The organism is Prevotella histicola, from assembly GCF_055385135.1.
On record NZ_AP043793.1, the window covers coordinates 602434 to 618434 of the forward strand.

The 16001-nt window shown below is 39.8% G+C and carries 14 protein-coding genes; 1 reads left to right on the plus strand and 13 read right to left on the minus strand.

Features of this window, described 5'->3' with window-relative positions:
* Nucleotides 1-49 precede the first annotated feature (49 nt).
* The 6 genes from ACZ48L_RS02545 to dnaN form a co-directional block, all read right to left on the minus strand.
* Nucleotides 50-1723 carry a tetratricopeptide repeat protein gene (locus tag ACZ48L_RS02545; protein WP_197050678.1) on the minus strand — a complete coding sequence of 558 codons (1674 nt, stop codon included), beginning with the start codon at nucleotides 1721-1723 and terminating at the stop codon, nucleotides 50-52.
* A 41-nt stretch (nucleotides 1724-1764) separates the two neighbouring features.
* Nucleotides 1765-3435: a DNA repair protein RecN gene (gene recN / locus ACZ48L_RS02550; RefSeq protein WP_464722004.1), complete on the minus strand. Its 1671-nt coding sequence runs from the start codon at nucleotides 3433-3435 to the stop codon at nucleotides 1765-1767.
* Nucleotides 3436-3443: 8 nt separating this feature from the next.
* Complete coding sequence (gene porD, locus ACZ48L_RS02555) at nucleotides 3444-4328, minus strand: type IX secretion system protein PorD (protein ID WP_314695548.1); 885 nt, start codon at nucleotides 4326-4328, stop codon at nucleotides 3444-3446.
* Nucleotides 4306-5514, minus strand: coding sequence for a bifunctional phosphopantothenoylcysteine decarboxylase/phosphopantothenate--cysteine ligase CoaBC (gene coaBC, locus ACZ48L_RS02560; protein WP_025791065.1), 1209 nt, complete (start codon nucleotides 5512-5514; stop codon nucleotides 4306-4308). Before coaBC ends, porD begins: the two co-directional genes overlap by 23 nt.
* A gap of 4 nt (nucleotides 5515-5518) precedes the next feature.
* A complete protein-coding gene (locus ACZ48L_RS02565; protein WP_008822619.1) occupies nucleotides 5519-6373 on the minus strand; it encodes a 3'-5' exonuclease in 855 nt (284 codons plus the stop codon).
* Between the two features lie 89 nt (nucleotides 6374-6462).
* The gene (dnaN, locus tag ACZ48L_RS02570) at nucleotides 6463-7587 is read right to left on the minus strand and encodes a DNA polymerase III subunit beta (RefSeq protein ID WP_025791061.1); all 1125 of its coding nucleotides are present in this window, start codon (nucleotides 7585-7587) and stop codon (nucleotides 6463-6465) included.
* A 214-nt stretch (nucleotides 7588-7801) separates the two neighbouring features.
* Between dnaN and ACZ48L_RS02575 the strand changes: the two genes are divergently transcribed.
* Nucleotides 7802-8206 (plus strand): DUF3127 domain-containing protein, encoded by a 405-nt coding sequence (locus ACZ48L_RS02575; RefSeq protein WP_025791060.1) that lies wholly within the window; start codon nucleotides 7802-7804, stop codon nucleotides 8204-8206.
* 245 nt (nucleotides 8207-8451) lie between these two features.
* Here the strand turns inward: ACZ48L_RS02575 and ACZ48L_RS02580 are convergent, their stop codons facing one another.
* The 7 genes from ACZ48L_RS02580 to nuoH are packed head-to-tail and all read right to left on the minus strand — an operon-like array spanning nucleotide 8452 to nucleotide 15988.
* Nucleotides 8452-9891 (minus strand): NADH-quinone oxidoreductase subunit N, encoded by a 1440-nt coding sequence (locus ACZ48L_RS02580; RefSeq protein WP_025791058.1) that lies wholly within the window; start codon nucleotides 9889-9891, stop codon nucleotides 8452-8454.
* Nucleotides 9892-9903: 12 nt separating this feature from the next.
* Nucleotides 9904-11415 carry a complex I subunit 4 family protein gene (locus tag ACZ48L_RS02585; protein WP_025791056.1) on the minus strand — a complete coding sequence of 504 codons (1512 nt, stop codon included), beginning with the start codon at nucleotides 11413-11415 and terminating at the stop codon, nucleotides 9904-9906.
* 4 nt (nucleotides 11416-11419) lie between these two features.
* Nucleotides 11420-13474, minus strand: coding sequence for an NADH-quinone oxidoreductase subunit 5 family protein (locus ACZ48L_RS02590; protein WP_025791054.1), 2055 nt, complete (start codon nucleotides 13472-13474; stop codon nucleotides 11420-11422).
* Nucleotides 13475-13487: 13 nt separating this feature from the next.
* Entirely contained in the window at nucleotides 13488-13796 is a 309-nt protein-coding gene (gene nuoK, locus ACZ48L_RS02595) for an NADH-quinone oxidoreductase subunit NuoK (RefSeq protein ID WP_004360908.1), read from the minus strand.
* Nucleotides 13793-14335, minus strand: a complete 543-nt coding sequence (locus ACZ48L_RS02600; protein ID WP_025791049.1) for an NADH-quinone oxidoreductase subunit J family protein — start codon at nucleotides 14333-14335, stop codon at nucleotides 13793-13795. The genes nuoK and ACZ48L_RS02600 overlap by 4 nt, the downstream gene beginning before the upstream one ends.
* Nucleotides 14336-14347: 12 nt before the next feature.
* Nucleotides 14348-14884: a 4Fe-4S dicluster domain-containing protein gene (locus tag ACZ48L_RS02605; protein WP_008822626.1), complete on the minus strand. Its 537-nt coding sequence runs from the start codon at nucleotides 14882-14884 to the stop codon at nucleotides 14348-14350.
* A gap of 6 nt (nucleotides 14885-14890) precedes the next feature.
* Nucleotides 14891-15988, minus strand: coding sequence for an NADH-quinone oxidoreductase subunit NuoH (gene nuoH, locus ACZ48L_RS02610; RefSeq protein ID WP_025791046.1), 1098 nt, complete (start codon nucleotides 15986-15988; stop codon nucleotides 14891-14893).
* Nucleotides 15989-16001 lie beyond the last annotated feature (13 nt).

Consider the following 16001-nt stretch of genomic DNA (forward strand, 5'->3'; position numbering starts at 1 on the left):
AGTGCAAAGGTACAGATTTAATTCTGTTCTGCCAAATTATCAAATATATTTATTTGAACTTCTGAAGGAATGTTTCAGCTTGCGCATTTCCCAATTCCTTTGCCTTTTGGATGTTCTTAACTCCTTCTGCTTTCTGATTATTTTGACATTGTGCTACACCCAAAATAAGATAAGCATCAGGGAGAGAAGGATCAAGCTGTATTGCCTGTTGAGCTGCACTAATAGCTGCATCAAGCTTACCCAATCGCAACAATAAACTACCAGCCTCCGTAGGATATAAGGCCTCTTTAGGGTCTAGCCGTGAAGCAACAAGAATGTCTTGCAGTGCCTGTTGCCAAAGACGTCCCTTCACCTCACACTGTTCACGCATATAATAGAATTCAGCCCCGAGGCGTCCTTGGTTGAAATATTCATAAGTATAGTAGTCTTGCATTGCCTTACGATAATCCCCCATTTTTTCCAACTGCTGACCACGCGCAAGGAAATAAGGTGCTGAAGTTGCAACATAAGGAGTATCACAAAGAGCTATACTCTGATTTAACAATTCGAGAATTTCCTTGTCTGTTGCCCCTAAATGCTGACGGCTCTGCGCCATTTCCAAATAGAGTTCTGGATTCTTAAAAGGAGTTTTCGTCAATGCATCAAACTCTGTGTAAGCCTTAGCATAATCACCTTTTGCAAAAATGATCTGAGCTTGAAGATGACGATAGACCTCAAGAGACTTTATAGCAATGGCTTTTTCAACTTCAGTCAAAGCCTTATCAAGCGACCATCCTGCAGCCTTTAGCTTATCTGCATTGGCACTATTAACTGAATTAAGATAGACGATACGGGCATAGTTATAATGTGCCTCATCTTTAGATGTAGCTTTATTCACTTCTTCTTGTAGCACTTTATCTGCATTGACAAGATCGTTTTGTGCGACTAAGAGATTTGCTTTAGCATAATAGCCTTCGTTAGCTTGTGGAAACTTAGCTATAAAATCATTAATTAAAGCTTCATGCGTACCCACAGGCTTCTCCGAAGAGAGCATTAAAGCAACAACACTTTCCTCCAAAGAGTTTGGCAATCCAACACGAATATTACTCTGCCGAAGAGCTACATCATTCTGTGATAATCCTTTAACAACAAAGTCTTTTGCATAATTAGCATCAGTAGCACTCTGAGATGTACCACCAGCGTTGAATATTCCAATAATTTGTCCACGTTCATTTACTACAGGTGCACCATTCATTTTCTCTGTAGCAGCAGACTTCAATATGGCATAATTATACTTATCCATGAATTTCTCGACACTTGAGACTTCAGCCTTCACAGCACTACCACTCTTTGGAGCTACAGCTATCCAGACGGTCTCAGGAGCAGAAATAGTAGCTGATAGAGAGCCAGAGATAGTCTTACCATCCACCTGAAACTTCGCAATGTCATAAATCTCATTTGCACCTAACAGACATTCCACATTATGTTTCTGTCCTTTTGCATCAACGACAACAGCTTTATCTGCACCTACAAAGGGTTTCCAAGGCCCAATCGCCACACCATCAGTACTGATAAAGAAACCATTGGTTGATGCAAGGATACTCCCATCAGCCTTAAATGTAGTCAAAGTAAAAGTCGCATCAGCTACTTTCTTTACAGACCCAGGTTGTGCCATGCTCGTTAGAGAAACAAAGAAAAGCAACTGTATAAACAAAAAGGACAGTTTTCTATTTTTCATACTCATTAATCTTTTATACGTATCTACACACATATATCATAAGGTTATTATTTCTTTACGCTTAAGTTTAGCAACTCACGTGCATTCTGTAAAGCTGCATCTGAGACATCAGCACCAGAAAGCATCTGTGCAATCTCCGTCACACGCTCCTCTCCTGTAAGCTCTCGCATATTACTATTTGTCCCTTCAGAAGTTTCCTTTTTCTCCACTTTATAATGAGAGCTACCAAGAGCCGCTATTTGAGGAAGGTGCGTGATAGATATCACCTGACGATTATGGTTTCCCATTTCCTGCATAATAAGCGCCATCTTTTGGGCAATCTTACCACTAACACCCGTATCAATCTCATCGAAAATAATGGTAGGTAATTGAACCGCACCACTTATCATGGCTTTAAGAGACAACATGACACGCGCAATTTCACCCCCAGAAGCCACTTGAGCAACAGGTTCCAGTGCTGTACTTGTATTTGCTGAAAAGAGGAATTGGACTTTATCTGCCCCATCCGCAGACAAGGGTTTAGCAGATAAACTCACTTCAAAACGAACATTAGGAATACCAAGTGGAACAAGGCGTTCCGCCATTTCCTTTTCTATAGCTTTAGCTGCTTTCTGGCGAAGTGCAGTCAGCTTCTTCGCCTGTTGTTCACAAGCTATTTGTTTTTCCTTAACATCCTGCTCCAAAGACTCAAGCTCTTCATCGCTGTTATCAATACTTTTTAATTGTGAAGCAAGACTATCCCTTATTTCTATCAGTTCCTTCTCTGTAGAAACATGGAACTTCTGCTCAAGTGTATTAAGCTGATCAAGCTGCTGATTAATGTCATCTAAACGTGAAGGATCAAAATCTATATTTTCTACCTCATTACTAATATCAGCAGCAATGTCCTTCAATTCAATATGGGCACAGGAGATACGTTGCACTATCTCCTGTGCTTTGGGATAAACATTTGAGACATTAGAAAGGTAATCAATACTCTGTCCCAACTGATAGATGATGCCTACATCATCAGAACTTAAAAGACGATCCGTCTCATAGAATGCAGATTTGATTTCTTCGGAATGAGAAAGAGTTTCACTCTCCTGCTCTAGCATCTCTTGTTTTCCCTCAACAAGATTCGCACCATCCAATTCTCCAAACTGAAAACGCATAAACTCTTCATTCTCTTGAGATCTTGCAAGCTGACTTTTCAAGTCTTCAAGACGTTGTTCTGCCGTTTTATAAAGTTGGTAAGAGATCTTATAATCATTTCGAACCTTATCATCCTGTGCAATAATATCAACAACATTCAACTGGAAATCATCTTTCTGTAGGAGCAGATTCTGATGTTGTGAATGAATGTCTATCAGCTGTTCCCCTAGTGTACGCATATCTTGTAATGACACTGGGGTATCGTTAATAAATGCACGCGACTTACCTGCAGCAGTCAATTCACGACGTATAATAGTATCTTCGGGGTCAAAGTCAATATCGTGTGATATAAAAAAAGATTCAAAATTATAATGAGAAAGATCGAAATGTGCTTCAATAGTACATTTTTTTTCTCCTCGTTTTATCTGTTTACTATCTGCCCTATTACCCAACAACAGACCAATAGCGCCAAGAATAATGCTCTTTCCTGCTCCCGTTTCACCAGTAATAACAAAGAAACCCGTATGGAAATCTATATCCAACTGATCAATTAGAGTAAAGTTTTTTATATAGAGATGCCTCAGCATAATCGTACTTATTGTTTAATCTTCTCCCATGTTATATTCTGACTTGCATTGATACTAAAGAGAATATCGTACACTTGTTCTTTCTCCTTCTGTGTACCTTTCCCATGATATATATTGGCAAGTTCATCTTTCTTATAGTCAGTCCATATCTGTGGCAACAGACTTATTGGACGATTCTCATGTGCCTTCTTCAAATCATTCTCAAGGGCTGTTGTAATATTAGTACGTCCCCTTTCAGCATTATTTGCCATCTCATCCAATCCTTTTCTATAATAATCATACTGCAACTGACGAAATGGTCTCATTGCTCCGTCCAAATAATCATTAATAATAGCAAAACGATTCCGAGAGTTATCAAATGCTTTCCACCCTGTGAAATTCAGATTCTGTGCATTATTAGTTAAGTTCATACAACGCTGCAGAACATCCTCTCCCCCCATTGGGGAGAATGAGTCTAGATCAAGTCCTATGATAAGATAAGCATAATAAGCAACAAGTGCCGTTAACTGATTATCTATATTTTCCTCATTAAACTCTATCTGATCATACAAAGCATACAAAAAATTGAAGTCTGCATCTTGATTATTATATAGCGTTGAGGTATAAGCAGAATTGTAAACAGGTCGGTTAGCTTGAATCAAAGCTGTACAGTTGAAAGCATTAGAACTTGGATCATACTTAGTCACTGTAATATTAAAGTTTACATTTATACGCTCATTCTTTTGAAACTGATAATGAGTCCATTGATGCGTATTTATAAACTGCTCTAGCGTCTGCTGTAGATTATCAAAAATAGCAGACTCAGTTCCCTGAATCTGATTATGATTCACAGTTACTTTAGCCTGCAATTCCTGTGCCTGTAACCTATAACTAAAGAATAGACACAAGCTCATTAATAATATCACGTGCCACTTCTGACTTTGGTTTCTTTGCATATTCTTTTTTTCCTTCCTTATTGATAATCGTTATCTGGTTATCATCCGACTGGAAAGTCGTCCCTGGGTTCCTCGTAGAATTCATGACAATAAAGTCTGCATTCTTCTGTAAGAGTTTCCGTTGTGCATTATGCTGCTCCTCATTTGTTTCTAAAGCAAAGGCTATTAAGCGCTGATGTGCACTTTTCATGCGACCTATAGATGCTGCAATATCTTGTGTTGGCTCTAAAGTGAGAACCAGATTATGTCCCTTTCGTTTTATTTTCTGCTCAGCGACATGGTCTGGACGGAAGTCTGAAACAGCTGCACAAAGAATTGCCACATCACATTTTGGGAACTCAGACAGTGCTCTTTCATACATTTCATTACAACTTTCCACATCAATTCGTTTAATAGAATCGGAACAAGTCTGACTTACGGGTCCCACCACAAGTATAACTTGTGCCCCCCTCCTACTACACTCCTCTGCCAAAGCAAAGCCCATCTTCCCAGAAGAATAGTTTCCTATAAAACGAACTGGGTCTATCTTTTCGTATGTTGGCCCAGCAGTAATTAGGATTTTCTTACCAGCCAAGTCGGTTACGGCATGACCATTATATTGACCAGAGAAATAAGAATCCAAGACTTTTACTATGTTCTCAGGCTCTTCCATTCTACCCTTCCCTTCCAGACCACTTGCTAGAAATCCATTTCCAGGTTCTATGATATAATTGCCAAAACCACGGAGAACTTCAAGATTCCTTTGAGTTGACGGGTGTTTATACATATCTAAATCCATTGCTGGAGCAAGAAACACAGGAGCTTTCATCGAAAGGTAAGTCGTAATAAGCATATTATCTGCCACTCCACTAGCGAATTTTCCAAGCGTTGCTGCTGTACATGGAGCTATTAACATAGCATCGGCCCAAAGTCCGAGATCTACATGTGAATTCCACGTTCCATCTTTTTGGGAGAAAAACTCACTAATAACAGGCTTGTGTGTCAAAGCGGAAAGCGTAATAGGAGTAATAAATTCTTTCCCTGCAGGAGTAATAACCACCTGTACTTCAGCTCCATGCTTTACCAACTCACGAATAACAAGACAACTTTTATATGCAGCAATAGAGCCCGTTATACCTAATACTATTTTCTTCCCTTTCAACATCAGCTTACTTATTATTAAACTCCCTTAAACGAATACGCGTCAAGACTTGCTTTGTATTATATGTAAAATCACTTGCCAACATCCAGCTATAGTATCCCGGATCCTTACGTAAAACTTCTGCTACATCCCATCCTTTATACTTGCCAAAGTTAAATATCTCATGCCGACGTACTTTTCCTGTTGCATCAAGTAAAACTTTACCATCTTGATCCTTCATATCCTCCCAAACGATACGACCAGCAAAATCCACAAAGTCATTCATCTTTGAGAACTCAGCTAACTCTTCCATGTCATTGTTCAAGACACGATCCTCTTCGGACTGGTTCTCTGGGGCATACATATCAAGCTGTCCCTGCAATACACGCCACGTAGCCTCTGTATCCTGATCAGCTCTATGTGCCTCGAAATCATCCTCCATTTTCCTACCACAATAGAATTTATAAGCAGCAGCAAGGTTACGACGTTCCATCTTATGATAGATATTTTGCATATCTATTAGTCGACACTTAGAGAAATCAAAATCTACTCCTGCGCGTAAAAACTCCTCGGCAAGCATAGGGATGTCAAATCGATTAGAATTAAAACCTGCAAAATCACAACCTGAGAATTTATCTGCGAGCTCTTTTGCTTTCTGCTTAAATGTAGGAGCATCAGCCACATCTGCATCTGAAATTCCTGTCAATGCAACTACCGAGGATGGTATTGGCCTCTCTGGATTAATAAAAATATTCTCTCTCTCTTCCTTCCAATCAGGATAAATCTTTATGAAAGAAATCTGAATGATACGGTCACTGACAAGATCCAGCCCTGTTGTTTCTAAATCAAATACAACAAGTGGTTTCAATAAGTTTGGTTTCATCTGCTCGTATATAAAGTATATAAGGAGAATGGCTATATAGAATTGAAAGCCATCCTCCTTACATTTAAGCCTATTTCTTTTTATATATGTTAATCGTTTAGCAACATTGGCATAATCAACATAAGGATGTCTTCATTCTCTGGTTGCACCCCTGGGATGATTATACCTGCACGTGAAGGATCGGCTAACTGAATCGTTACATCCTCACTCTCAAGATTATTGAGAATCTCTAGCATACTTGATCCCTTAAAACCTATATCCATAGGGTTGCCGCCATACTCACATGTCACACTTTCCTTTGCACTCGTAGCGAAGTCAATATCTTCAGCTCTTAATTCTAATAAGCCTGCCGCTACATGAAAACGAATCAACTGAGAAGAGTCACTTGCAAAAGGAAGGACTCGACGAAGAGCCCCTATCAAAGACTTACGATCTATTGTAACTTGATTAGGATTATCTTGTGGGATAACACTGTTATAATTAGGGTACTTCCCTTCTATCAAGCGGCATGACAAGTTACCTTCTGCAAAAGATATATCCGCAGAGCGATCATCAAAACGAATCACGACATCACCTCCATCTTTTGAGAGCACATTTTTAAGTAGCGTAGCAGGCTTCTTTGGAAGAATAAATGAAGCTGGAATATCACTCTTAATCATAAAGTTCTTGTTTCTCACCAGCTTGTGACCATCACTTGCAACTATAGCCAAGCTATCAGCCTGCAAATCGAAGTAAATACCATTCATCACAGGACGCAATTCATCCTGAGCTGTTGCAAACAAAGAACGATTAATATTATCTGACAGTATTCCTGCGTCTATAGTGATAGTTGTTGCATTCTCAGAAACGGTCTGAGCTTTAGGATACTCATCAGCATTCAGAATTGGGAAATTATAAGAGCCATTCTGGTAGGTAATGTAGATCTTCATTTCACCCATATCAACATCAAGCGAGAGAGGCTGCTCTGGCAACTCTTTTACTGCGTCAAGAATCGTGTGATTATTTACGGCAAAATCTCCTTCCCCTTCACAATTTTCAAGATTCAAGGTGCCACGCATGACATTTTCACTATCAGATGCTGTTACTGTTAACTGTCCATCATGAACAGAAAACAAGAAACAATCTAATATCGGAAGAGAGTTCTTGCTATTAATTACTCGCGAGAGAGTCAACAATCGGCTGCCCAAGGCAGTACTTGAAAGGTTAAATCTCATTAGTATCTTATTTTAGTTAATATTTTTTGTTACTAACAATAAAGTTCCAACCGCAAGCACAACAAGGGCTATATAGGCTTCACACTTCATCGTACAAAAATACAAAAAAGAGACGTGAAAAACAAAATTTAAGTATAAAAGTTTCGCTTTTTAGAACTATTTTAGTAATTTCGCAAACAGAAATAAGTAATAAAATAACCAAAACAAGTAGATAATGGATTTACAAGGAAAAGTTATTGCCGTCCTCCCTGCGCGTGAAGGGACTTCAGCTCGCGGGCCATGGAAGTCACAAGAGTATGTAATTGAAACACATGATCAATATCCTAAGAAGATGGTTTTTAACGTCTTCGGAGCAGATCGTATTGACCAATTCGCAATCAAAGCTGGTGAAGAAGTAATGGTAAGTTTTGATATAGATGCACACGAATATAATGGTCGCTGGTTTAACAATATACGCGCATGGAACATACAGCGCGTAGATGCAGCAGCAGTACAGGCAGGGGTTCCTGCAGCAGCAGCACCTGTTACTTCACAGCCTGTAAACCCTGCAGCGACACAAGCTGCTCCATTCCCTCCTGCTCAAGAAGGTTCTGACTCTGCAGACGACCTTCCTTTCTAACAGTAAAAAGTAAAAAACAACAAAGAGGACGAGTTCTTTTATAAGAGCTCGTCCTCTTTGTCTTCCCAATAGCATACATATCTTCAAAGGGGAGTTTACCATCAACACAAATACAATATGCCGTTCCGTGAACTATCGACTGAAGCAAGAGTAAGTACTATATACCGTCATATGAACTATAAAAATACCCAAAGGCTAAAACCTTTGGGTATTAATATCATAATTATATAACTCTTACTACATCATTAAGCTGCCATTGCAATCCATTCATAAACAAAGCTACATACACCAAAGAGGAGAATGCCTGCCATACAAACAGCCAAAGCGAACTTTGTATTGCAATCACTCTTGAAGCTTGGCAACGGGCTGTCTGTACGAACGATATACATTGCCTTTACTATCTTGAGATAGTAGTAGAGTGAAATGACTGTATTGAGCAATGCGATGAACACTACTCCATATGCCCATGCCCCCATTGTTGTATTAATGTTAGCTCCATTAACGCCAGACATGAATACAAAGAACTTTGAGAACATACCTGCAAACGGCGGAATACCACCGAGTGAGAACATTGCTAAAGTCATTAAGAAGCTCAAACGAGGATTTGTCTGATAGAAGCCATTATAATCATCAATGTTCGTTTTGCCATTATTATTTTGCTCCACAACGGAAATGATAGTAAAGACTGCCATATTAGCAACAACATAAATCAATACATAATAGCTTAATGCACTAACAGAACTTGCCCAATCGTTACCAATAGCCGTCAACATGATGTAACCAGCCTGAGAGATAGAACTGAACGCCATGAAACGTTTCAACTCACTCTGACGAACGGCAAAGAGGTTAGCGATAGTGATAGAAAGTACAACTACTATCATCAATAACACATGCCAATACTCCATTATGCCACCAAAAACATGGAAGAGAATGCTCAACAATGTGAAGGCGGCTGCACCTTTTGATATTACGCTCAGATAACCTGTAACCGTTGTTGGTGCACCTTGATACGTATCAGCTGTCCAAAAATGGAATGGAACAAGAGAGATTTTGAAGCCAAGACCACTAAAGAAGAACACAAGGCCCATAATAGTAAGTGGGGTTGCCTGCATCTTCGCTGTAATATCAGCAAAGTAAAGTGTACCAAACTCACCATAAAGGAAGCTAATTCCATAAAGCATTACACCACTAGAGAAAGTAGCGGTCAAGATAAACTTAGCTGCAGCTTCTGCAGAATTCTTACGATACATGTCGAAAGCAACAGCACATGCCAAAGGAACTGACGCCATCTCAAGGCCGAGGAAGAACATCAAGAAGTTACCTGCACTCATCATAGCGAACATACCAAGGAGTGTTGAGACAATAAGCATATAAAACTCACCTTCTTTACCACTCTTTGCTGCCCAAACACGACTTTGAAGAATAACAATGAATGTTCCCATAGAAAGAATTGCCTTCATCACATCCACGGCAGAGGAGGTAACATACATACCGCCAAATGCTGTTTGTGCATCCATAGGAATAAGGCAAACAAATGTATTCAACAATAGTAGAACAGAAGCCAGCGGATTGAACCACTTGCGTTCTTCAGTCTTTGCCGTCACAAAGTCTGCAACGAACAAAACAATCAGGATGGCAACAAGACTTGCCTCCGGAATCATCTTAAAGAAATCACTATAATTCATTTCGCTAGTTTATTAAAGATTACCCAATGTTGGAACATACGTTATGATGTGATCAAATATTGGATGAACTGCATCCATAATCATATTTTCAAAGAAGAGTGGACAAAGGCCCAACCCTGCTACACAGAAAATCAGACACCCAATGGCAAATCGCTCATCCCATGTAGCATCATGCAATTCATAGAACTTCTTGTTAGGAATAGTTTGGAACAGAATCTTACCAACAACACGAAGAATATAAACTGCAGTGATGACAATTGCCGTACAAGCAATAATTGTTGCAACCCGATGGAACATTCCTGCATTCTCAAATGAACCAATAAAGATAGTCATCTCTGCAACGAATCCAGAAAAACCAGGGAGGCCAAGGTTTGCAAGACCTGCTACAACATAAGAGACAGCAAGGAATGGAATAACCTTCATCAAACCACCAAGGTAACGAACATCACGTGTTCCCGCACGATGGTAAATCATACCGATACATGCAAAGAACAAAGCTGTCATCAAACCATGTGAAAGCATTTGGAGAATAGCACCTGTGATTGCAGTTTGTGTCGTCATAACCAATGCAAAAAGTACCATACCACAGTGTGACACTGATGAATAAGCATTGATATACTTCAAGTCCGTTTGTACACAGGCAGATAGTGCACCATATACCACAGAAATCGTAGTCAAGACAAGGAACACAGGTGCCCATACAGTAAGTGCATCTGGCATTAAGAACATTGCTATACGCAAACAACCATAACCACCAAGCTTCATCAATACACCGGCATGGAGCATTGACACTGCTGTAGGCGCTGATGCATGACCGTCAGGAGACCAAGTATGGAATGGGAACAAAGCACCAAGGACACCAAACCCAATAAATACAAATGGGAAAAAGATGTTCTGTATATTCTTTGGCATCGCATGCATACGTGCTAACTCTATAACATCCATAGTCTTAGCTCCGCTGAAATAGTAGATACCAAGAATTCCAAGAATTAATAGAGCTGAGCCACCCATTAACATCAAGGTTAGCTTCATTGCAGAATACTCCTTTGGTCCTGTTCCCCAAACACCGATAAGAAGGTACATAGGAATAAGGGCTACTTCATAAAACATGAACATTGTAAACATGTCAGTAGAAATAAAGAAGCCAAACACACCAGAAGCCAAAAGCACAAACCAAAGGAAATACTCTTTCTTCATCGGCTCAAGTTGCCAGCTAGCAAAGGTTCCTGTAAAGACAATAATCGCTGAAAGCAAAATCATCACAACAGAGATACCATCGACACCCACCGAGAAAGCAATATGCATAGGCTTGAACCACATCACGGAGTTTGCCAGTAGCATTGCATCATGGTTACCAGCATTACGCTGCTGAACAAAATAGACAGTCAACCAGATAGCACCAATCAAAAGTGCCGTTGAGCCGGCTACCATCACACCGCGTACCTGATTGTCATTCTTAGCAACCCAAAGGGCGAAAAGCATCAGGACGGGGATTATTACAAATACAGTTAATATCCAACTCATTTTATTATATCAAACAAAGTAAGATTAATGTTAATGCTACAGTTCCGGTAATAAACCATACGGCATATTGACGTACATCGCCACTCTGCCAAGAACGGATTGACTCGCCTGCCTCTTGTGTACCCCAAGCCATAAAGTTGAATGTACCATCAATAACATGACGATCGAACCATGCGATTGGAATAGAGAAGCAACGGAATACTATCTTATGTGTGAAGAATTGCCATGCATCATCTATATAGAATCGGTTAAGGGCTGCCTTGTGCAGACGTGGGAAGGTACGCTGTAAGGCATCAGCTACTGGCTGTTTCTTACCCATATACATCCAAGTTGCAAGGGCTATACCGATAACGGCTGCAATGATACTTGTTGTTGCAATGCTCCAATCTATATGAATATCATAGTTTAAGCCATTGGCACTTACGAAGTGACCAAATGGTATCCAACCAGCACATACAGAAATAGCAGCGAGGAATACCAATGGTCCCCACATTACGAAAGGTACTTCTTGTGGACGACGACGGTTCTCAGGATCTTGTTCATAATAAGACTCACCCCAGAAGATTACGTAGTAGAGACGGAACATATAGAATGCTGTCATTCCTGCAACAATAGTCATAATCCATTTCAAAGCTTGTCCTTCTACGCCTGGCAAACTATTACATGCTGAAATTATCTCATCTTTTGAGAAGAAACCAGCAAATGGAGGAATACCAGCAATTGCCAAACAACCTATCAAGAAGCAGATATTTGTAATTGGCATATATTTATGTAAACCTCCCATATAATCTTTGAAGTTACTACCAATAATAACAATGATAGCACCAGAGCAAAGGAAGAGTAGAGCCTTAAACATAGCATGAGTGAAGAGGTGGAACATTGCAGCCATATAACCAAGACCACCATGATGGAGGAACTCAGGGCTATTAAATGTTCCTTCCTTACTATCATAGAAACATACACCAAGTGCAACAAGCATGTAAGCAATCTGCGAGATCGTTGAGAATGCCAAGCCACGCTTAATATCACGCTGCGCACAAGCTACTGCTGCTGCATAGAAAGCTGTGAATGCAGCAATCCAAGCAATCCAGTGGAGTTGTTCTTGAGCGCCAAACTGTACATAAATAGGCAATAACGATGCAACCTGGAATACACCTGCTACAACCATCGTAGCAGCGTGAATCAAAGCAGATACAGGCGTTGGACCTTCCATGGCATCTGGCAACCATATATGCAAAGGGAACATTGCTGATTTTCCAGCACCACCAATAAACATCAAGAAAAGTGATGTTGGAAGTACCCACGTTAAAGCGGGATTTGAAGCTAATGCTGTCAATTTACCAACAAGGTCTGGATTTGCATGAAGGTCATAGTTGAATGTTCCTACATAGAAGCTAAAGAACAAAATACCAATCAGAAAGAACAAATCGGCAAAGCGCGTAACTATAAATGCCTTCTTACTAGCATGTACTGCCGTGTGTTTTGGATAATAGAATCCTATCAACAGATATGAACATACACCTACCAACTCCCAAAAGAGATACATCTGGAAGATATTGGTTGCCACAACGAGTCCAAGCATAGACATCGTAAAAAGTGACAAATAAGCATAGAAACGTTGGAATCCGTGTTCATACTCCTCAAACTTGTAGTTCTCGTCACGCTCAGCCATATAACCAAATGAATAGATGTGAACCATAAAGCTGACAGTAGTAATGACAATTAACATCATCACACTGATTGGAGAAAGACGGAAGCCTATATTAAATGTCAATAGCTCTGTAAACTTTAACCATGTCAGATTAAAGACGGTAACAGTAGGATAAGTACCATTCGCCAAACGACCGTCAGTAACATGGAAAGTCTCTCCCATTGCTGTATACTCTCCTGTATAGAAGAAATAGTGATAAGCAGTATAGAGACTAAGCACAAATAACGTCCCCAACACACAGGTGCCAATAATACCAGCAACCTTGCGTGGCATCTTCATTCCGAATAATCCAAGTACAATAGCACTTAGAAACGGGAGAAGAAGTATCAAAAATGCGTAATCAAACATATTTGTTTTCTCTTTATAATTTCATATTTTCAATACTGTTCACCTGGTCGCTGTGGAAATGACGGTAAACATTTATAATAATAGCGAGTGCTACAGCTGACTCAGCAGCACTTACACCGATAGAAAAAAGCGTAAAAAACATACCCTCATATCCATCAGGGAAGAGCAGACGATTGAATGCTGCAAAATTGATATCAACACTATTAAGAACTAATTCTACAGAGATTAGCATTGCAACAAGATTACGACGAGTGACAAAACCAAAAACTCCGATAAAAAACAGAAGTCCGCTAAGGACAAAGAAATATCCTACAGGTATCATTTGCTTTCCTCCTCCTTCTTATTATTATTCAGAATAACTAAGCCACCAATAATACATGCCAAAAGGAATACAGAAATAAATTCAAAAGGAAGTACGTATCCATACTTATCTGCACTCATCAAGTTCTGCCCAATGGTATCCATTGTTACTTCTTTTGACAATGTATCACCATTTATTATTGTATTATTGATCAACTCATTCTTTAACAATACAACAACAACAGTTGCGAAACCAACTAATGCTATTGCCGCAGCAAGAAAAGTACGCTTACCTAACCATCGTTCAGAGAGTCCTTGTAACGTACGTTTACTCACCAACTGAATTGCAAATATATACATCATAGTGATACCACCAGCATAAATACTTATCTGGGTAGCACCAAGGAATGTGTAATCAAGCAGGAAATAGAGACCTGCAACACCAAAGAGCACAAACAGCAATGCTGTTGCAGCTCGCATGATACGTTTCGTCGACACGCAGAATATAGCTGATGCCAATATTACAACGGCGAGAATCGCAAACATAATTAATCTTGCCATATCCCTTACTCCTTATTTCTTTTTAGTATTGAATGTTCCAACTTTCCAATCTGCTCCACCCTCAATAAGCTTTGGTAGTGAACCACCTTTATATATTTCTTTATCCAGGTGGAGAATTAGCTTAGAGCGATCAAACACTGCATTCTCAAAATCATTTGTAAACTCAATTGCATCAAAGTTGCAAGCATTTACACACAACTCGCAAAACATACAATCACCCAAATCATACTCATAATCGAGAAGTTGCTTTTTCTTTTTACCCGTCTCTGGGTTAGTAACCATTTCTGAAGCAATCTTGATGGTACCATTAGGACAAGCCTTCTCACACATAGTACAAGCTGTGCACTTGTAGTCTTCATTTTCGTCACGTTTAAAGACCAAACGACCACGATGACGTTTAGCAACGTGAAGGGTTGTCTCACGATTCTCAGGATACTGCTCAGTAGACTTTGGTGTGAAGTATTCCTTCATCGTCACCTTCATACCTGTAGCAAGAGTCTTGAGTGCAGAACCAACCTCACCAAAATATGATTGTTTTTTTTCTTCCATTCTCTTTTAACCATTAATAGTGAACGTCCAACCAAATGCTACGCAAACAGTCATCAGGACTAGGATAACAAGTGATAATGGCATAAGGTACTTCCACTCCAATTTCAGAATTTGGTCAATACGAAGGCGTGGGAAAGTCCACTTAATCCACATCAACAAGAATACTACAACGAATGTCTTACCGAGGAACCATACAATACCTGGAATATAGTTCATAACTGCATCAAAGCCTTCTATACCAATATTAAGAGGAGCCCATCCACCTAAGAACACAGTAGTGGCAATTCCTGATACGACAAAGAGGTTAAGATATTCTGCAAGATAATAAAAACCAAATCCCATACCACTATACTCGGTATGGTAACCAGCAGTTAACTCACTCTCAGCCTCAGCTAAGTCGAAAGGACCACGGTTCGCTTCTGCATTACCGGCAATACAGAATACAAGGAAAGCTAAAATTGCAGGTACATGCCCTTGCACTATCAACCATTGCCAAGGACCAGTCTGTGCATCTACAATACCAGAAATTTGCATTGTCCCAGTTAGTATAACTGCGGAAATTAAACAAAGTCCCAAAGACAACTCATAAGAAATCATCTGTACCGCACCACGCATAGCAGAGAGTACAGAATACTTATTATTACTTCCCCACCCTGCAAGGAAAATACCGAGAACGCCAATAGAGCTAATAGCTGTTACTAGGAAAATACCCACATTAAAGTCTAAAATATTAGCTCCTTTATTCCATGGCAGAAAAGAGAATGTCCCTACTGAAGCGATGATAACCAAGAATGGCGCAAGATAATAAAGCAATTTATCAGCTTTATCAACTGCAAAGATCTCTTTGATCAACATCTTCAATACATCAGCAAAAACCTGTAAAGTTCCCCACCAGCCTACTCTGACAGGCCCAATACGGCACTGGAAGTAGGCACAGACCTTACGTTCCATGAAGATGAGAACGATAGCTAGTAGAGCATAAGCAAGAAGAATTGCTAAGCCTACCACAACGCACTCAATCAGAATAGTCCAAAAATTACTCAAGCCACAAGTGACGCGTAGTAATTCATCGAACCATGTTGTTACTATTCTAAAATCGAACATAGTATGATTTTAA